The organism is Streptomyces sp. NPDC021093 (genome assembly GCF_044333135.1).
Taxonomy (GTDB): Bacteria; Actinomycetota; Actinomycetes; order Streptomycetales; family Streptomycetaceae; genus Streptomyces.
Genome location: NZ_JBIRQJ010000003.1, coordinates 373826 through 393479 on the forward strand (window position 1 = coordinate 373826; position 19654 = coordinate 393479).

A 19654-nucleotide genomic window follows, 5' to 3' on the forward strand; every position below is an offset into this window, starting at 1 on the left:
GTCAGTAAGACGTCAAGAAATCTTCTCGTTGCATTCGGGCGCGTTCGATGGATAGCATCGCACCGTCGAACGCCAACGTGCTGTGCCGGGCCGTGAGTTGAATGGGTGCCCAGGTGTCAGCACCCGGAAGGTCGGGCGTTGATGCTGGTCAGATGTGGACTCGTGGGGGCGAGAGCATCGCACTGCGACCAGCGTGACAGTCTCATCTCGATGATTACCGGGCAGTATTTCGTGGCAATTAACTGTCACTTGCCGGGTGATTGTCGGTGCTCATTCATGCCGGTTTGTCATTTCGGGCCAAGTGCTTTAGGGAACCCTGTTGCAGGCACGTGGACAAGCAGGCAAGCAGGAACTCGGAGAAGTCATGACGCAACCGCAGAACTTAGTGAGTTCCTTTATCTCGCACGCCACCGACCACCCCGACGACCCGGCGTTGGTCTGGCACGGAGAGAAGACGACCTATGCGGAACTCCAGGGGCGGGCGGACCGGGAGCGCGCGCGGCTCACCCGGCTCGCACCGGGTCCGGACGCGCCGATCGGCATCCTGGCCGCCAAGTCGCCTGCGGTGATCGCACTGATACTCGCCTGTCTGATGGAAGGGCGCCGTTTTCTACTGCTGTCACCCTTGTTGACGACAAGATCACGGAATCGGTTGTTCGAGCAGGCCGGTTGCTTGCACGTACTGACACCGCAGGGCCCCGGGACGCCTCCGGCCGGGCCGGCCGCATCGCTGGAAGCAGCCGAAGCGGCCGAAGCGGCCGAAGCAGCCGAAGCGGCAGCGTCGTCGGAGCGTGCTGCCTTCGCGGAGCCGCGCCGGACCGAACCCGTCGACGTGTCCTTCATGCTGACCACCTCCGGTTCCACCGGCCAGCCGAAGATCGTCCCGCTGAGCACGGGCGCGGTGGACCGCTTCACCGACTGGGCGGGCGAGCACTTCCGGATCCGCCGGGGTACGACCGTGCTCAACTACGCCCCGCTCAACTTCGACCTCTGTCTGCTGGACATCTGGACCACGCTCAAGAACGGCGGCTGCGCGGTCCTGGTCGACCCCGAGCGGGCCACCGACGCCCGCCATCTGCTCGACCTCATCGCCGACCACGAGGTCCAGGTCGTCCAGGCGGTGCCGATGTTCTACCAACTCCTCACGGACGCGGCCGCACGGCGCGACCAGCGGCTCGACACGGTCGAGCACGCCGTCTTCACCGGCGACAGCATGCCCGCCCGCTGCCTCGCCCGGCTCCCGGAACTCTTCGGCAAGGCACGGCTCTACAACATCTACGGCTGCACCGAGACCAACGACAGCTTCCTCCACGAGGTCGACCGCGGCGCACCGACGGACGACGCCCCGGTCCCCCTCGGCAGCCCGCTGCCCGGGGTGCACGCCGTGATCGTCGACGCCGACGGCGAGATCCTGACCGGGCCGGCCACCGGCGAACTCCACGTCGCGACACCGTTCCAGACCGACGGCTACCTCGACGGGGCACAGGACGCCGACAAGTTCGCCACCCACTTCGACGGGCAGCACGAGCGCCGCCACTTCCGCAGCGGCGACCTGGTGCGCCGCCACCCGGACGGCCGGATCACCCTGGAAGGCCGCAACGACCACCAGGTCAAGGTCCGTGGCGCGCGGGTCAACACCCACGAGGTCGAACAGGTGCTGCTCAAGCACCCGGACGTCGTGGAGGCGGCGGTCCTTGCGGTGCCCGACCCCGTGGCCGGCCGCCTCCTGCACAGCGTTGTCCGGCGCACCCCCGCCAGTCGGCTCAACAGCCTGGAACTGCGCAGACACTGCGTGGACCTGCTGCCCGCCACCGCGATCCCCTCGACCGTGCTGATCGTGGACGACCCCTTGCCGAGGACGTCCACCGGCAAGATCTCCCACGCGCTCGTCGCGGCCGCCCACCCCCCTCGCGCACGAACGGAAGGAACGCTGACATGAAGCACGACACGGTGGTCAAGGAGTTCATCATCGAGGAGTTCCTGCCGGACGTCGGCATCGCCGAACTGGCCTCCGACTACGACCTGATGGCCGGCGGCGTCATCGACAGCCTCGGCCTGCTCAAGACGATGGCCTGGCTGGAGGACAGGTTCGAGCTGCGCGCCGACCAGATCGACCTCAAGCCCGAGAACTTCCGCTCCGTCGCCGAGATCAGCACGTTCATCGAGCGGGCCCAGAAGCAGCAGGCGGAGGCCGAGTAGCGATGCACGAGGTGCCCTTGGCGCTGCTCACCCGGGACCGCCCCGTCGAGCAGCGGATGTGGCGGTCCTTCTGGGACCGGCTGCACGAAGGCGGTCTCCAGCGGGGCGAGACGGTGGCCCTGCTGGCCTCGCTCTCCACCCGCATGCCGGACCCGGAGACACTGGGCGGGTTCCTGCGCTCACTGGACGAGCGCCGCCCGCAGCCCGTCGGGCGGCCGGACGGCACGGTCAACATCGTCGGTACCGGCGGCGGGCCCAGCACGTTCAACATCTCCACCGCCGCGGCGTTCGTCGCCGCCGCGATGGGGGTCCGCGTGGCCAAGACCGGCTCCCGCGCCTACACGAGCAGTTGTGGATCGTACGATCTCCTTGAACTGCTCGGCATCCCGCTGACCACCTCGTACGAGCAGACCGATGCCACTCTGGAGCGGTACGGCATCGCCTTCCCCGGGCCCTTCGTGTACCCCCGCGAGCTGATGCTGCTGGCGAAGAGCATCCTGCCGCTGGAGCTGCGGACGCTCGGGCGGTTCATCAACTCCGTCGGGCCGTTCCTGGCGGCGCTGCCCGTCTCGTACCAGCTCATCGGTGTCGCGGACCCCGCGCTGCTGCCGAGCCTGCGGTACGTCGCGGACGGCACGGCCGACCGGAGGATCTGGCTCTGCGGCAACGCCCTGGGAATCGACGAGCTGGTCAGCTCCGTCGACAACGTCATCCACGTGAACGACGGCTCGGGCGAGCAGCGGCTGCGTGCCGATGAGCCTGCCCCGACCTCGATCGCCGATCTGCGGCCGGCCGGCCACAAGGACACGGTGGTCGCCCACTTCCTTGAGGTGCTGTCCGGCAAGGGCGGGGAGCTCGCGACACGTACCGTCTGCCTGAACGCCGCCGCGCTGGCCGTCGCGAGCGGGCTCGCCGACGACTGGGCCGACGCGCGGGCGGCCGCGGAGGACGCCCTGATCAGCGGCGCCGCACTCGACCTCGTCCACCGGCTGCGGGCCCGACCGGTGCACTCGACCGCGGACGGGGCGGGCCGGCGGTGAGCGGGTTCTTCGCACGGCGAGCCCCCGACCGGCCGGGACTCGCCCTGTTCCTCAACGCCGGGGATCCACCGCTGCCCGTACTGGCCGACCTCCTGCGGATGCTCGACGACTGCCGGGTGGACTGCCTGGAACTGGCCGTGCCCTTTCCCGACTCCGTCACCGACGGGGAGGTCAACAGGCGCTCCGCACAACGGGCGTTGGAGCAGGGCGTCGGCCTCGACGAGGTGCTCGACCTGATCGGCGGGATCCGCCCGCACCTGCGCCATCTGCGGGTGGCGCTGCTGGCGGACTGGAGCCACACGGTCAAACCCCGGCCGCTGCCGGACTTCGTCGGCCGGGTCGCCGCATCCGGCGCCGACGGACTGCTGGTCCACGGTCTGCCGCCACGGCTGCGCACCGGCCTCCGCGAAGCGGTGCGGGAGGCCGGGCTGCCCCTGGTGACCACCTGCTACGCGAGTTCGACCGCCGAGGTGAAGGCCGAGGCCGCCGCGCACGCCACCGCGTATCTGTACCTGGTGGCCCACTACGGCCGCAGCGGCTCCACACCCACCGCCGAACCGGCCCAACTGGCCTCCACCATCGAGCTGTTGCACGAGAGGACGACGGCACCCGTCGCCGTCGGCTTCGGCATCCGCTCCCGGGACGACATCGCCAGGGTGCACGCCCTCGGCGCCGACGCCGCGATCGTGGGCAGCGCCGGAGTCGCCCGCGTCGAGCACGCACTGGCTCAACAGGCCGACGTGGTCGACGAGTTCCACACCTTCGTCACCACCCTTCTGCCCGCTTCCCCGACCCGCTTCCCCCACCCAGTCAGGAGTTCCACCCCATGATTGTCCGACGTCTTGACGATGTAGTGGCCGTGGACTGGGGCAACGGCCTCAGCCGCAGATTTCTCGTCGAAGCCGACGGCATGGGCTATTCGATGACCGACACCACGGTCCGCGCGGGCACCAAGTCCCCGCTGGAGTACCGGCGTCACCTCGAAGCGTGCTACTGCATCAGCGGCACCGGAGAAGTGGTGGATTCCGACGGTACGTCCCACCCGATCGAGCCCGGCACGCTCTACGCACTCGACCAGCACGACGCCCACTTCCTCATCGCGGGACCCGACGAGGACCTCCGGCTGGTGTGCGTCTTCACCCCCGCGCTGCACGGAGGCGAACGGCACAGCCTGGACTCGCCCGAGTTCTCCCAGTACTGACGGGACCGGCACATGATCAGGACTGAGACATGATCAAATGGAACGCCGACCAGATCGCCCTGCGCCAGGGCCTCGGCCAATGGCACCAGGCGCTCAGCGCCGGTCACATCGAGCGGGACGCCGCAGGTGTCTTCCCGCGGGACAAGTGGAAGCTGATCCAGCAGTCCGGAATCCTCGGCCTGCCCTTCGACGAACAGTGGGGCGGACTCGGCCAGTCCCTGCTCACCACCATGTACGTACTGGAGGAGCTCGGCGCGGGCTGCCGCGACGGGGGACTGAGCTTCTCGGTCTCCACCCACATGGTCAGCGTCGGCGTCCCCCTGCAGCGGTTCGGCTCGGAAGCGCTCAAGCAGCGCCATCTGCCCGGCATCTGCTCCGGCGAGACGATCGGGGCGCACGCGATCACCGAGTCCGAGAGCGGCTCCGACGCGCTCGCCATGCGGACGACGGCGACGCGCGAGGACGACCACTTCGTACTGCGGGGCACCAAGTGCTTCGTCAGCAACGGGCCGGTGGCCGATGTCTTCGTCGTCTACGCCCGCACGCACCCGGCGGGCGGGCCGCTGGGCATCACCGCCTTCCTGGTGGAGCGGGACACCCCGGGGCTCTCCGTCGGGGCACCCGTCAGCAAGATGGGCCTGCGGACCTCGCCACTGGGCGAGCTGCACCTCGACGACTGCAGGGTTCCCGCGTCCGCCGTCATCGGCAGCGTCGGCTCCGGCTTCCTGGTCCTGGACCACGTGATGAAGTGGGAGATCCTCTGCTCCTTCATCATCAACACCGGACAGATGCGCCACCGGCTCGACCGCTGTGTCGCCCACGCGGCGACGCGCACCCAGTTCGGGAAGCCGATCGGCGCGAACCAGGCGATCGCGCACCGCATCGTGGACATGCGGACCGGCCTGGAGACGGCCCGGAAGTGGCTCTACGACACGGCGGTCCGGCTGACGGACGGCGAGAACGTCACAACGGACATCGCCACCAGCAAACTGCTCGCGAGCGAGAGCAACGTCGCCTCCGCACAGGCGGCCGTGCAGATCTTCGGCGGCCAGGGGTATCTCACCGAGTGCGGCCTGGAGAAGGACCTGCGCGACGCGACGGCGAGCACCGTCTACTCGGGCACCTCGGAGATCCAGCGCAACCGCATCGCGTCGATGCTGGGGTTGTGACGCCCGATGCCGGTCAAGAAACGCCCGATGCTGGTCAAGATCTGCGGTGCCGGCTCCACCGGGGACATGGAGCTGCTCGCCTCGGCGGGAGCCGACCTCGTCGGTGTGTGGCACGGGGTTCCCGGCGGCCGCACGGACCTGTCCGCACAGCGACTGGCGGTACTGGCGGCGGCCGCACACCGCACGGAACGCCTCCGCCCCGTCCTCGTCACCTTCCTCAACGACGCCGAAGCACTGCAGGCCGCGCTGACCTCCGCACGGGTCGACTGGGTCCAGCTGCACGGCTACCAGACACCGGGCACGGTCCGGGCGCTGAAGAGCGCCGGGGACTTCACCGTGGTCAAGGTCGTGCACGTCGGAGCGGGGCGGTGCCCGGAGCTGCCGCTGATCCCGTCGTACGAGCGGGCGGGAACGGACCTCTTCCTGGTGGACGCCACGGCCGAGGACGGCCGCATCGGCAGCACCGCACAACAGGTGGCAGCCGGGGCCGTCCTGGAGGTCGCGGAGCGCATGTCGCGGCCCTTCCTGCTCGCCGGTGGCATCTCCGGGGACAACCGCCCGGACTACCGGGCCGTGCTGGAGCACCCCCTGTTCCTCGGCATCGACGTGGACACGGCGGCCAAGGACCCCGACAGCGGCCGGATCACGGCCGAGCGGGTCGCGGCGGTGGTCCGGGGCTGGCGGGCGGGCGGCGACGGCACGGGGGCGGCGCCATGACGACCGCGTTCATCGAGGCGCTGCGGGGCGCCCACCGGCCGGTGATCATGGAGCTCAAGCGGCGGGACTCCACGGGCCGCGACCTGTTCGGCGGCAGATCCGTCGCCCGTATCGTCGCCGAGTACGAGGACGCGGGGGCGGCGTGCCTCTCCGTGGTGACGGGAGAGTGGTTCGGCGGCACCCCGGCCCTGCTGGACGAGGTCGCGGCGGACACCGGACTCCCCGTACTGCAGAAGGACTTCATCACCCGGCGCAGCCAGCTGCAGCGGGCGAGCGAGAGCGGTGCGTCCGCCGTGCTGCTCACCGCCGCACTGCTGCCGCGATCCACTCTGAGCAGTCTGATCGACCACAGCGTGGGGCTCGGCCTGACCCCGTTCGTCGAGGTGACCACGGAGGTGGAGACGCTCCGGGTGCCGCGCGGCGAGGACTGTGTGATCGCGGTCAACAACAAGGACATCGCGACCCGCGAACGCGGCCCGGGGGACATCGGACGGAGCACGCGGCTCCTGCCCGCGCTGCTGCGCACCGGCACCCCGTGCCCGGTCAGCGCCAGCGGCATCGAGCAGCCGGACGTCGCCGCCCGGCTGGTGCGGGACGGCTTCGCCGGAGTCCTCGTCGGTACGGGACTGCTGCGCGCCGACAGCGTGAACGGCTGGCTCGACGACTTCGACCGACACCTGAATCACCCGACAACTGGAGGCAGGGCAATGAGCAGCGGTACGGCAGCACAGGAGCAGTGGAAGGTCGTCGTCAACGACGAGGAGCAGTACTCGGTCTGGAGCGCCGACCGCGAGTCCCCGGAAGGCTGGCGCGAGGTCGGCGTACAGGGCACGAAGGACGAGTGCCTCGCGCACATCGAGCGCGTGTGGACCGACATGCGCCCCCGGAGCCTGCGGACCGCGACGGAGACCGGTGCCCGGTGAACCAGGCACTCTCACCGGGCAGTTCGGTCGACCCTGGCAGTTCGGTCGACCCTGGCACTTCGGTTGACTCGGGCAGGTCGATCGACCCGGGCAGCTCGGTCGACACGGCGCGGCCCCTGCTCTCCACCACCCTGCACCTGCCGTCGGGCGAAGCCCAGGGGTGGGTCGTCGTCGACCGCATGGTCGACGGTCTCGCCATGGGCGGGACCAGGATGACCGCGACGGTGACCGAGCAGGAGCTCGCCCACCTCGCCAGGGCCATGACCCAGAAACTCGCGCTGGTCGGCCTGCCCATCGGGGGAGCGAAGGCCGGAATAGCACCCGCGCCCGGCGCGCCCGTCCAACGGGCCGACCTGATGCGGGCGTTCGGCCGTGCGGCGGCCCCGCTGCTGCACGGCGGCGTCTACCTCGGCTGCGACCAGGGCACCACCTACGCGGACCGGCAGACGGCCTTCGACGCCGCCGGGTACGACGTCGCCCACCGGCCGGGCGCGACCCGGCTCACCGTCGGCTGGGACGAACTGTGGACCCACATGGCCGACATCACCGGGTACGGCGTGGCCGTCGCGGTGCTCGGCGCCCTGCGGGCCGCCGGTACGCGGACCCCGCAGCGCATCGTGATCCAGGGGTTCGGCACGGTGGGCCGCGCGGTCGCCCGCCATCTGGCCGACCACGGGCACCGGGTGGTGGCCGTGGCCGACGTACGGGGCACGATCGAGGATCAGCGCGGGCTGCCCGTCGCCGATCTCACCGCGCTCACCAGCAGCGACGGCACGATTCGTAGGACCGGGCTGCCCACGACGGCCCGGGTCCACCCGCCGGGCAGGGCATGGCTGCAGGTCGACGCCGACGTCTTGGTCCTCGCGGCGTCCGCGGCGGCGGTCCGGGAGGACACGGTGTCCGAGGTCAGGGCCCGGACGGTGGTCGAGGGCGGCAACATGAGCTGCACGGAACCCGCCCGCCGGCTCCTGCGCGCGGCCGGACACACCGTCCTGCCGGACGTCGTCGTCAACGTCGGCGGCGCGGCGGCGACCGGCTGTGTACTGGCGGGACTCGCCCCCTCCGGCCTGCCGCTGCCGAGACTGTCCGCGTGGCTGCGCGCCTGGATCGCCGCCAGGATCACCAGGAACTGCGAGCTCGTCCAGGAACTGCAGACCTCGGGCAGCACCGACCCGGTCGCACAGCTGCTCACCGCGAAAGGGGTGCGCCAGGACCCCGTCGCGTAGCGGCCTGTGCCAGGGCGAACCGCAGAGCGGCCAGGACCGGCAGCCCGTCCGTGATGAGGGGCGGGCTGCCGGTCCTGGCCGGTGGTCGTTCAGCGGGGTCGTACCCGGTGGTTCAGCGGGTCGTACGGACCTGGACCAGTGGGTCGTACGGCTGGTTCAGCGGGTCGTACGGACCTGGATCAGCGGGCCGTACGGCTGGATCAGCGTCCGCCGAAGGAGATCTGGCCGCCGGCGCCGCCGATCCGGCCGCTCACACTGGCGCCGCCGCCGTTCTTGTAGAGCGCGATGATCTTGCTGAAGTCGAACGGCCGCTGGTCGATGCACGTACAGCGGTACAGGTCGGGGCAGCCGGCGCCGACCGTGCAGGCGGGCACGACGTCGGGGTTGCCCTGGTTGTGGTCGCGGGTCGCGTCCCAGCCCGACAGACAGCCGAGCTTGTGCTCGTGCGCGAACTCCACGAGCTGGCGCATGTGCTCCAGGGTGAAGCACTTGCCGTTGATGTGGTAGCCGAACATCGGGCAGGCGCCGATGCGGTGCCAGACGGTCTCGGACGTCCAGTTCGGCCACAGTGTGGAGACCTGGGAGTGCATGGCCCGCAGCCCGATGATGGTGCACTCACCTGCGTCGGCCGGGGAGCCCTGACCGAACTCCATCAGCATGCCGTTGATCAGCCCCGGCTGGATGCCGGCATTGGCGACCACGGTGAGGAAGCGCAGGCCGGACGGGCTGAATCCGGCGGATCCCGCGGTGAGCTGGGCGTCGGCCGGCAGCGTGTAGGAGATCTTGAGCTTGGGGTGCTTGCGCAGGAGTTCGGCGACGGCCGACACGTGCCGCTCGTGGGCGGCGGAGTCCTCAAGGAAGCCGCCCTCGAAGTCGAAGTCGAGGTGCGTCAGCTGGTAGTTGGCGATCACGCCCGAGTACTCGGCGACGATCTTCTGCACGTTCTCCTCGACGGCTTCGAGCGGCTGCCCCGAGGCCCCGCCCACGGACACCACGACCTTGCCGCCCGCGGCGCGGAACGCGGCGATGTCGGTCTTGCCGTGCGAGCTCTTGTCGGCCTGCCACTCCTCGCCCGCGATGCCGCCCCAGGACAGCTTCTTCTGCGGGTTGGCGACCAGGAAGCCCAGCATGAAGCCGTCCAGCCCGCTCTCCTCGCCGTACCGGCTGACCTGCGGGTTGGGCCAGGCCATGTAGTCCACGAACGGCGCGCGCGGGACGTCCCACTGCCCGGGGTCCGGGATGGGCTCGGTGGTGGTGAACTCCAGCTGCGGCGACAGCCCGGACCGGTTGCCCGCCAGGTCCACCGCCTCCACCTGCACCCGGTACCCGGTGGTCGGCTGGAGGTTGCGCACCTGCGCGGACGGCTTGGTCACCCGCATCACCGGCAGGTCGCCGGACAGGTGGACGTCGTACCCGGCGACCGCGATGTTGTCGGTGGAGGGGTCCCACGCGATCGTGGCCTGGGTCGCGCTGAGCAGCTCGGTGCGCAGGTTGGCCGGGACGGTCGGCGGCTCCTTGTCCTCGGGCGGCACCGCGTTGTAGCCGTTGACGGTGAACTCCCGGGGCAGCGGGCCGACTCCGGCCGCGGCGCGGCTGATGCCAATGGTGAAGACCTGCGAGTCGCCGGCGGGTATCACCTTGCGCTCGCCGACGAACCGGCCGGTGATGGCGTCGCCCTCACGGGTCCAGACGAGGCCGTAGTTGTTGGTGATGTTCTGGTCGGAGTCGACGCGGAAGGCGATCTCCGGGTCGATCAGGTCCTCGTTCTGGTAGTTGCTGACGGTGATCTGTGCGTTGGCGTACCACTCGCCCTGCGACAGCCACTCCGGTACCGCGTACACACGCTGACCCTGGTCGGCCATGACGATCCCACCCCTCATGATTCGCTGGATGACTCCGTGGTTCCCCCGGTCAACCGCAACCTAGGCACAGGGGAATGCACCGACAAGGGGTCCGTTGTCCGCTCCGGGGGTTTCCGGTCAAAGAGCCGGGTTGCATCGAATGGCCGGTTTGGCCATGGACGTTCGCACGGACCTTCACCGGCTGCGGGGCCGCGGCCCGGAGCACCCGGGATCATGGCCGACGGGCACACACGGCGCACGGGCCGGAGTGTCGTGAAGACTCCGCGTCAGCGGAGCCCGAGCACGCAGAACTCGTGGCCCTCCGGGTCGGCCAGGCACTTCCACGGGGTGTCGCCCCTGCCCGGGTCCAGGTCGGTGGCGCCGAGGGACCGCAGCCGGGCCACCTCCGCCTCCCGGTCGTCACCGGGGTACGGCAGCAGGCCGATGCGGACGCAGTCCGGCACGGTCTTCGCACCGGGCGTGCGGAGGAATTCGAGGTACGGGCCGACGCCCCGGGCGGAGCGCAGCACGGCACGGTCGTCGGCGACCTCGTGCAGGGTCCAGTCCACGGCCCCGCCCCAGAACTCGGCCATGGCCCGCGGGTCCGCGCAGTCGATCACCACCGCGGCGATCGGCCCGGTGTCCCGGTAGACCTCCCGGGGCTCCAGTACGCAGAACTCGTTGCCCTCCGGGTCGGCGAGGACCGTCCACGGCACGTCGCCCTGGCCCACGTCGGCGGGCGTCGCACCGAGAGCCAGGAGACGCGCGACCAACTCCGCCTGGTGGGCCGCGGATGTGGTCGCGAGATCGAGGTGCACACGGTTCTTCACCGCGGTCCTGGGCTCCGGGACGGTCACCACGTCGACGCAGAGGGCGACCGGGTCCGGCCGGACGAATCCGCCGGCGGGTCCGACACGGGTCACGCCGGGGCCCTCGCTGGAAACGCCCCAGCCGAGCGCCTTCGCCCAGAAGCGGCCGAGCGCCGCGTCGTCAAGGGCCTTCACGTTCACATTCACAGGTCGCAGCGCCATGCCGGCGACCCTAACAACGCCCGACGGGTGTACCCGATTGGGCTAACTCGCGGTGCTCCGTCCGGGGTAGGTCACAGGTGCCATCCAACCCGGCCCGGGGTCTCTGTCGTACGAAGCGTTCCACCGCGTGAGTGCCCGCCGCCGTACAGCACGAGGGGGCGTCATGAGCACTCCGGCACCGGTGCGCATCCTGCGCGGCACCGATCTGTTGGATCTTTCCTTCAGCTTTCCCGGGCTGAAGTCCGAAGGCACCGCGGGGGACAGGCGACTGGTGCGGGCGGGGCCGCAGAGCGACGGTCTGATCGTGGTCACGTTCGGACCGCAGCACGTCGTGGAGCAGGCGTTCAGCGACGAAGTCCCGGGCGAGCCGCGTGACGTGCCGGTGGGATCGCTGATCAGCGGCAGCAGCGCCCTCGTCTTCGAGGTGGGTCCTGGGGAGTCCGTTCCCTTCTCGGAGGAAGGGTTGCTCGACGCCATGCGCAGGCTGCCCCTGCGCGTCGTCGACGCGGCGCGCGAACCGGACCCGCCGCCGGTCCTGTCGATCCGGCTGCCCGGGGCCGACGCGAGCGGCGGGGGCGAGGGCCAGGACTCCGCGGACCGGGCCGTCGCGCTGGTGCGGATGCTGCGCACCACGGCGGAACTGACCGCGCGCTACGGCCTGGAGACGACCCTCGCCGCGGCGCGGGCGGCGGGCGCGGTGATCGAGACCGGCGGTCCGGGGGTCGGCGGTCCGGGGGTCGGTGATCCAGACACCTGTGATCCGGACACCTGTGATCCAGACACCGGGGGTCCTGGCACCGGTGGTTCGGGAACCGCTGGTTCCGGTGCGGATGCCTCGGCCGCACCGGCAGGTCCGCAGGACCCGTTCGCCGACCCCGCCCGGCCCCGTACTGGCATCGAACTGCCCTACCGCCTGTACCTGTCGCCTTCGCAGAAGGGGCGGTGGATCCACCGCGGCGGCCTCCCGGAGCCGGAACCCGGCGCTCGCGTCGAGCTCTGGCACACCAGGCTCGAAGGCGACACCGTGCGCGCCGTGTGGAACAGGGAGCGCGGGGGCGACCCCGGCGCACCGTACGACTTCCGGCAGGCGCTGGAACCGGCGGACCGCCGGGACATCGTCGACCTCACCACCGGGGCGGGACTGGTCAAGCCCGACGGGACCCCGTACCTCCCCCGGCCGGTCGCCGCGCGGCTGCTGATGCTGTCGGCGGTCGGCGGCTGGCTGGACGCCCTCGGCAGCTGGCCGGAGCGCCCGGTGAACGTCTCGCTCTCCGAGTGGCGACACCGTACGTCCATGGGCCGGGACCACTACGTCCGGGTGATGCGGGAGGGCTATCTGTGCCCCTTCGGGCACAAGGCGGTCCATGTCCGCGTCACGGAGCGGAAGTTCGACGACTCCCGTGGTGCCTCTCTCGTACAGCGCGAATTCGTCGTGGTCCGACAGCCGCTGAAGACGTACGACCCCGCCGTGCCGCTCCCGGCGGGACCCGGCGCGGCGGACGAACTGACGAACATGCTGTTCCCGTTCACCAGCGTCCGGCTCGACACCCTGGTCACACCGAATCTCGTCCCGCCCGCCGACCGGCTGAAGTTCTTCCCCGAGACGCCCGCCGAGAGCCCGTTCCACTTCAAGGTCACCGCGGTCGACCACGGTGGGAACGTCGTGGAGTTCCGCACCCCGCTGCGCTTCCTCGACGAGACCCTGGCGTCCGGTGCCGCGCTCGCCGCCGCCGCGCAGGAGTACAACGCCAAGGACAGCAGCCCGCCGACGGTGCCCACGGCCGGGGCCGACGCCACGGCCGTGGCCGTCGCGGCGGTAGACATTCCGCCGGAGACCAGCGCCGAGCTGCTCGGCCAGGCCGTGGCCCTCGCGCCGACCGTCAAACCCGACGACACCCGGCTCGACGTGGTCCGGATGGTGTGGGGCATGGCGACGCCGCCCGCCCTCGCCGATCCGTCCGCCACCGACCCCGCCGTCTCGAAGAACGCCCAGTTCCTGCCCCAACTGCGCTGGGCACACGCCGTGGTGCCCGCCGTCGGCCGGCTGAGCGGCGCGGACGCGGTGGTCCCCGTCGGCTACGCGAAGCGGTACGCCCTCTCCGGCTTCGACACCGTGGGCGGCCCCGTCCGCACCGCGAACAAGGGGCAGGTATTCCTGAACCTGCTCACCCCGGCCGGCTCGCCCCTCAAGATGGACTTCGGCGACCAGAGCGACCGGTCAGGCGCGCTCGCCGCCCCCAGCATGATCGTCTCGGGTCTGTCGCGGCTGACCGGACCGGTCTCGGGCCTCGCAGAGACCGCAGGGCAGGACCCGCTCGACAAGATCGCCAATGGCTCGTTCCAACCGGAGGAGTTCTTCCGCCCGTTGAGCGTGCTCGACTCCGTCGGCCCCAGTCTGCTGGGCGTGATCCCGCTGGCACAGGTGATCCAGCGGGTGGACGGGCTGACCAAGTCCCTGAAGGTGCCGAACTTCTTCACCGAGACCATCAGCACGGTCACCGGCCTCCTCTCCGACCTCGGCCGCGCCCGGCAACTGCTCACCCACGAACTCGACCGCTACCCGCCCGCCGCCCACCAAGTCGCCGACACCGCCGAGAAGTTCCTCACCGTCGTCGGCGACTTCATCCGCCAGGGCCTGGCGGGGCGCACCGGGCCGATCACGATGGTCCAGGTCGACGACGCCTTCAACGCCTTCGCAGCCGCGCTCACCCAGCTGCTCGACACCCTTCCCGCCGATGTGGACCCAGGGGTACGGGCGCTGCTGGCGCGCGTCCAGCAGCAGTTGGCGACCTGGACCCGGGCCGCCGGGGAGGTGATCTCCCTGCGCGACGCCGTCCAGCAGGCCGCCGCAGGGTTCCGGCTGCCCGAGACGGTCAATGTACGGCTGGAGTGGAACCCGGACCTCCAGCCCGTACTCCTCGACGGCTCCCCGGTCTTCCTCCCGGACCCACCGGGCGTACCGAACGCACCCGCCGGCCGCTTCTCCCTCGTCGTGGACCTGCGCGGCTCGCTGCGCCGGGACCTCGCCGTCGGCGCCGACGTCAGCTGCAGCCTGGAGAACTTCAGCCTGATCCTGGTGCCGAAGTTCCAGGCCCTTCAACTGCGCTTCAAACACGTGCGGTTCATCGCCCGCGCCGGTCGCAAGCCCGAGATCGACGTCGTCCTCAAGGGCGTCGACTTCATCGGCCCGCTCTCCTTCGTCCAGACGCTGCGCAAGCTCATCCCCGTCGACGGCTTCAGCGATCCGCCGGCCGTCCAGGTCACCCCCACGGGCATCGTCGCGCGCTACGCACTGCCCCTGCCGAACCTGGCGATCGGGGTGTTCAGCCTGGAGAACCTGCGGCTTGCGGCCTCCCTCGACCTGCCGTTCATCGGTTCGGCGATGGAGGTCGGCTTCTCCTTCTGCACCCGGGAGGCCCCCTTCCGGCTCACCGTCTCCCTGCTGGGCGGCGGCGGCTTCTTCGGCATCGTCCTCACCCCGAAGCGGGTGGCCGTACTGGAGGCGGCCCTCGAATTCGGCGCGGCACTCTCGCTGAACTTCGGTGTCGCCAGCGGAAGCCTGTCGGTGATGGCGGGCATCTACTTCCGGCTGGAGCTCGGCACCGGCGAGTCCCGGCTGACGGGCTACTTCCGGGCCAGGGGCGAGGTCGACGTCCTCGGCATCGTCTCCGCGTCCATCGAGATCTACCTCGACCTCACCTACGAGTTCGCGACGAAGACCGTCTACGGCCGGGCGAAGATCTCCATCAGCATCCACATCGGCTTCTGGTCGCAGTCCGTCACCATCGAGTGCGAGAAGCGCTTCGTGGGCTCCGGCAACGCCCTGGCCGGTACGTCGGTCGACTCCCCGGCCGGTACGTCGATCGGGCCGGCCGCCGCCGGACCCCCGAGGCCGCCCACCTTCGCCGAAATGATGGCGCCGTACGTCGACCCGGTCACCGGCGCCGGCCGCGACCCCGTCACCGAGTACTGCACCGCCTTCGCGGAAGTGAGCTGACACCATGCCCGAGACGATCCGGTGGACCGTACTGCCCGACGGAACGACGCCCGAGGGAGCGCTCAGGCTGACCGTACTGATCAGCCCGCGCCTGACCGGGGGCACCGTCCTCGGCGACTTCCCCGGCTTCCGCGACTGGCCGAAGACCCTGCGCGACGTCCTGCCCGCGCTCCAGGTGGAGTTCGCCGCACCGGGTGCACCGGGCCCGGGGGGCATGGTGGCGACCGCCGCCAGGCCTGGCGGCTTTCCGTCGGCCGACAGCACGCTGTGGGCCGGGCTGTTCACGCCGGGCACCAGGGTCAGCCCGCCCGCCGGTGCCTTCACCGCCGCTGCGGCGGCCGGACCGCCGACCCTGCGCTCGTTCCCCAGCAAGGCCGTGCACGCCCAGATCGCCGCCCTGTACGAGACGGCCGTGAGCGCGACGGCGGAGCGCAGGGCCTTCCCGAGGCCCCCGGGCGGCAGCCACGAGAGCACGGGGGACGACGCGTACGCGGCACGCGCTGACGCCGAAGCCGGGGCCGATGCCGGGACCGCCGCTGTCGCCGAAGCCGGACCGCCGCCCCGCTGGGACCACCCCGAGCGGGGTGACCTCCTCGGCGTCCTCACCGGCGACCTCAGGACCTTCTCCCGCCGGGTCGACGGGAGTTACACCCGCCTCGACGACCTCCTCACGCGCCCCGCCGCCACCGGACAGGACGCCGCGCCGCAGCCGAACGACTTCCGGCCCCGCCACATCGACCGCACGCGGCCCCCGTACACGGAGGACGGCCCGCTGCTCGCCCTCGCCGAGCTGTACCGGTTCTACGACCGTACGCCCCGGCCCGCGACGCCCGAAGAGGCCCCGGCGCGCGGCGATGCGGTCGCCGAACCACCCCCGGAACCACCGGAGTTCGACTTCCACTCCGCTTGCGCCCTGCTCGCGGACTACCCCGAGCTCCTGCGCCGCTTCGGCCTGGCCGTCGACCTGCTGGTCACGCCCCCGGCCGGGCTCGCCGACCGCTGGCAGGCGCGGGTGTCCTTCGCGGCCCCCCGCGGCGACCTCAACGCCGACGAGACGCTCCGCCCCTGGACCGCCCTGCGCCACGTGCCGGGAAAGCGCTTCGAACCGTACGCCGAGGACGACGGGTTCTACGGCCACCGGATGCTCAGGCTGAGCGCGGACGAGGTCCACACCCTCGACCTCGACGTGGACGGCGCGGCGCTGAAGTTCGTCGAGTTCTCCCGGATCGTCGACCAGTTCCTCCAGGGGCGCAACGAACCGGGAGCGGCCGTCGCCGCCGACCCCACCGCGCCGCCGGCACTCCAGGGCGCGGGCCTCACCGTGCTCCACGAGAGCCGCGACAGTTCGCTGGCGGACCAGCTGGAGGCCGACGCCCGGCACATCGCGGGCGTCGACTCCGGCGGGCGCCCGGTCACCGCGGCGGTCCTGCACGCCGCCCACCTCGTGCGCGGCTACCGGGTCGACGTCGGCACCGTCGACGGCACGACGGGCCGCGTCGCCGTCTGGCACCCCCTGTGCGCCCGTACCGGCGACTACGCGATCAGGCGCCCCGGCCAGCCGCCCGTCCCCCTCACCGCGGCCCCCGACGAGGGGCACGTCAACGCGGCCGCGGTGACCCAGCACCGGACGGCCGCGAACGAGCTCTACGTCCACCAGGCGCTCTTCGGCTGGACCGGCTGGAGTCTGGCGGCCCCGCTGCCCGGCCGGACGATCGGCGCCGACAACCACGTCCAGGTGCCGAACCCCGAGGTCTCCGCCGACTTCCCGCTCGACACCAAGTTCCGGCCGACCCCCGGCACGCTGCCCGCCCTGCGCTACGGCCGCACCTACCGGCTGCGCGCCCGGCTGGTCGACCTCGCGGGCAACAGCCTCGGCCCCGGGGCGGCCGCGGTCGAGGGCAGCGCGACGGATCCCGTCACCTACGCGCGCTGGGAGCCCGTACCGCCGCCGGTGCTCGTCCCGCGGTGGCCCTTCCTGGAGGGCGAGTCGGAGCCCCGGCTGGTCGTCCGCTCCACGGTCGACGACCGGGGGCGCCCGCTGACGCCGCAGCAGTGGGCCGCCCTGCGCAACCCGCAGGTCCCCGACCACGAGGAGACCTCGCCCGCCGACGGACTTGACCGCCGCTACCGCGCCTTCGACGAACGGCACATCAGCCCGCCGAAGAGCTCGCTGCAGATGGCCGAGCAGCACGGCGTGTACGACGACGCCTTCGGTCCCGACACACCACCGGCGGTACGGCGCGCGTACTTCGCCGCGGCGTCCCGCGAGGCCGGTACGTACCTCGACACCGTGGTCAGCCTCCCGGAGGACCCGCGGGTCACCCGCGATCTCGCCGCCGCCGGCGAGATCCACGTGGCCAAGCACAACCCGCACGACCTGTCGCCCCTCACCCCGCTGCCCGTCCCGCGCGGCGACGGCCTGGCGAACGGCGAGTACGTCGTGCACGACGCCGGTCAACTGCTGCTGCCCTACCTGCCCGACGTGCTCGCCCGCGGTGTGTCGCTGCGCGGGCTGCCGGGCGACGGCGCACCGTCCGGACTCGCCCACGACTTCACCGGAACGTGGCCGCAGGCCCGGCCGCTGCGGCTGCGGATCGTGGAGGGGGACGGGCCGGTCGGGCCGCCGGTGAACGGGGTGCTGACCGTGCCGCTGCCCAAGGCCGAGGTCGTGACGCTCCGGATGAGCTGCCGGGTCGACGCGGGCGACCTCGCGCTGTTCCGCGTCTGGCAGCTGCTGACCGGCTCCCCGATGTGGAACGACCCGATGCGCCTCCCCGAGCAGAAGAAGGCGGAACTCACCGCGGCGTCGGCGGCCGGCGAGAACTGGATGATCACCCCCTGGACCGAAGTGACGCTGGTCCACGCGGTCGAAAGGCCGCTCGCCCCACCGGTTCTGGGAGACCTGGCCGTCCGCCGCGAGGGCGGCGAGACCTTCGCCCTCCTCTCCGGCACGGTCGGATCGCACGCCGGGAGCACCGGCCGCATCGACCTGGACGCCACCTGGAGCGAGTGGCTCGACGACGTGCGGGAGGACGCGCCGCGGCGGATCACCGGATACGACCACGTCGGCGAGGTCACCCCCCACCCCTTCCAGAACGACCTGGACCTCGACGAGCTGCGCCACGAGTTCCGCGACACCCGGCACCGCAAGGTCTCGTACACGCCCACCGCGACGACCCGGTTCCTTGAGTACTTCCACCCCTCCCTCACCGCGCGTCCCGAGCTGATCACCAGCGTGGGGCCCGCGAGTTCCGGTCCCATCGGGCAGGGCTGGCCGATCCCGAGCAGCCGGCGGCCGGAACCGCCGGAGGTGAGCCACACCGTGCCCACCTTCCGCTGGACCAGGACGGTCGACCACGCCCTGCACCAGGTGACCCGGACCCGCAGGACCGCCGGGGTCAGGGTCCACCTCAGGCGTCCGTGGTTCTCCTCGGGGGACGACGAACTCCTCGCGGTCGTCCTGGACCCGGGGAGCACCCTGCCGGCCGAGCTCGTCACCCGCTGCGGCAACGACCCGGTGTGGGCGGACGACGCGGTCCTGCCCCGCCTGCGGCAGGCCAACTTCCCCCGGGCGGCCCGAACCGCCACGGGGCGGCTGCTGGCCGAGACCGTCGGCGGCCGCCCGGCGGCCGTCTCCCTCACCGCGTACGTCCCGCAGTACGACGCGCAGTTGGGGCTGTGGAACTGCGACATCGACCTGGACCTCGGCGACCTCGCCGACAGCACCGCGTACTTCCCCTTCGTGCGCCTCGCCCTGGCCCGCTACCAGCCGTACTCCGTCGAACCCCACCACCTGTCGAAGGTGGTCACCGCGGAATTCGTCCAGCTGCCGCCCGAGCGGACGACCACCGCCGCCATGACGGCCGACGGGCGGATCCGCATCGAGCTGAGCGGACCCACCGCGACCGACGACGTCGGGCAGTTCGTCGGCCGGGGCGTGGCGGGAACGGCGGCGAGCCGCCGCGTCGTCGCCACGGTGCAGCAGCGCGGCCGACGCACAGGCGACCTGGACTGGGAGCCCTCCGGGCCCCCGGTGGAACTGACCTGTGCGGCACGCGGATCCGGCTTCGTCTGGACCGGCCGACTGACCCCGCCGACCGGGCAGTTCCCCGCCGTCTCGCTATACCGGATGCTCATCGAGGAGTACGAGACGTACTTCACCGACCGTACGACGGCCACCGCCTCGGTCACCGCGAACGGCGTCACGCGCCCGGTCGCCCGGCGGATCGTCCACGCGGACTGCTTCGCGCTCACGACGACGCTGCTGGGAAAGGTGGTACTGGACGAGGACGAGCAGGCCGCCGGATGAG

At 71.4% G+C, this 19654-nt stretch carries 13 protein-coding genes and 1 pseudogene; 12 read left to right on the forward strand and 2 right to left on the reverse strand.

Annotation, left to right across the window (positions count from 1 at the left end):
• Positions 1 to 364: 364 nt before the first annotated feature.
• The 10 genes and pseudogenes from ACH4SP_RS10525 to ACH4SP_RS10570 all read left to right on the forward strand — a co-directional run bounded on the left by ACH4SP_RS10525 (position 365) and on the right by ACH4SP_RS10570 (position 8475).
• The gene (locus tag ACH4SP_RS10525; protein WP_398412736.1) at positions 365 to 1939 is read left to right on the forward strand and encodes an AMP-binding protein; all 1575 of its coding nucleotides are present in this window, start codon (positions 365 to 367) and stop codon (positions 1937 to 1939) included.
• Complete coding sequence (locus ACH4SP_RS10530; protein WP_398412738.1) at positions 1936 to 2199, forward strand: acyl carrier protein; 264 nt, start codon at positions 1936 to 1938, stop codon at positions 2197 to 2199. The genes ACH4SP_RS10525 and ACH4SP_RS10530 overlap by 4 nt, the downstream gene beginning before the upstream one ends.
• 2 nt (positions 2200 to 2201) lie before the next feature.
• Positions 2202 to 3239, forward strand: a complete 1038-nt coding sequence (locus ACH4SP_RS10535; protein WP_398412740.1) for an anthranilate phosphoribosyltransferase — start codon at positions 2202 to 2204, stop codon at positions 3237 to 3239.
• Positions 3236 to 4069 carry a tryptophan synthase subunit alpha gene (gene trpA, locus ACH4SP_RS10540; RefSeq protein ID WP_398412742.1) on the forward strand — a complete coding sequence of 278 codons (834 nt, stop codon included), beginning with the start codon at positions 3236 to 3238 and terminating at the stop codon, positions 4067 to 4069. Before ACH4SP_RS10535 ends, trpA begins: the two co-directional genes overlap by 4 nt.
• Positions 4066 to 4440: an ectoine synthase gene (locus ACH4SP_RS10545; protein WP_398412745.1), complete on the forward strand. Its 375-nt coding sequence runs from the start codon at positions 4066 to 4068 to the stop codon at positions 4438 to 4440. The genes trpA and ACH4SP_RS10545 overlap by 4 nt, the downstream gene beginning before the upstream one ends.
• A 29-nt stretch (positions 4441 to 4469) precedes the next feature.
• The gene (locus ACH4SP_RS10550; protein ID WP_398412747.1) at positions 4470 to 5609 is read left to right on the forward strand and encodes an acyl-CoA dehydrogenase family protein; all 1140 of its coding nucleotides are present in this window, start codon (positions 4470 to 4472) and stop codon (positions 5607 to 5609) included.
• A gap of 6 nt (positions 5610 to 5615) precedes the next feature.
• On the forward strand, positions 5616 to 6326 hold the full coding sequence (locus ACH4SP_RS10555) for an N-(5'-phosphoribosyl)anthranilate isomerase (RefSeq protein WP_398412750.1): 711 nt from the start codon (positions 5616 to 5618) through the stop codon (positions 6324 to 6326).
• Positions 6323 to 6964: pseudogene (locus tag ACH4SP_RS10560) on the forward strand (indole-3-glycerol-phosphate synthase); the annotation flags it as partial. The gene ACH4SP_RS10555 and the pseudogene ACH4SP_RS10560, both read left to right, overlap by 4 nt.
• Before the next feature lie 69 nt (positions 6965 to 7033).
• Positions 7034 to 7249 (forward strand): MbtH family protein, encoded by a 216-nt coding sequence (locus ACH4SP_RS10565; RefSeq protein WP_398413525.1) that lies wholly within the window; start codon positions 7034 to 7036, stop codon positions 7247 to 7249.
• Entirely contained in the window at positions 7246 to 8475 is a 1230-nt protein-coding gene (locus ACH4SP_RS10570) for a Glu/Leu/Phe/Val dehydrogenase dimerization domain-containing protein (protein WP_398412752.1), read from the forward strand. The genes ACH4SP_RS10565 and ACH4SP_RS10570 overlap by 4 nt, the downstream gene beginning before the upstream one ends.
• A gap of 200 nt (positions 8476 to 8675) precedes the next feature.
• Here the strand turns inward: ACH4SP_RS10570 and ACH4SP_RS10575 are convergent, their stop codons facing one another.
• Entirely contained in the window at positions 8676 to 10355 is a 1680-nt protein-coding gene (locus ACH4SP_RS10575) for a fibronectin type III domain-containing protein (protein ID WP_398412755.1), read from the reverse strand.
• 248 nt (positions 10356 to 10603) lie between these two features.
• Positions 10604 to 11347, reverse strand: a complete 744-nt coding sequence (locus ACH4SP_RS10580) for a VOC family protein (protein ID WP_398412758.1) — start codon at positions 11345 to 11347, stop codon at positions 10604 to 10606.
• A 163-nt stretch (positions 11348 to 11510) separates the two neighbouring features.
• Here ACH4SP_RS10580 and ACH4SP_RS10585 point away from each other — a divergent pair, with 163 nt between their 5' ends.
• Entirely contained in the window at positions 11511 to 15344 is a 3834-nt protein-coding gene (locus ACH4SP_RS10585) for a hypothetical protein (RefSeq protein WP_398412760.1), read from the forward strand.
• A gap of 4 nt (positions 15345 to 15348) precedes the next feature.
• On the forward strand, positions 15349 to 19653 hold the full coding sequence (locus ACH4SP_RS10590; protein ID WP_398412762.1) for a hypothetical protein: 4305 nt from the start codon (positions 15349 to 15351) through the stop codon (positions 19651 to 19653).
• The last annotated feature ends 1 nt before the right edge of the window (position 19654 follow it).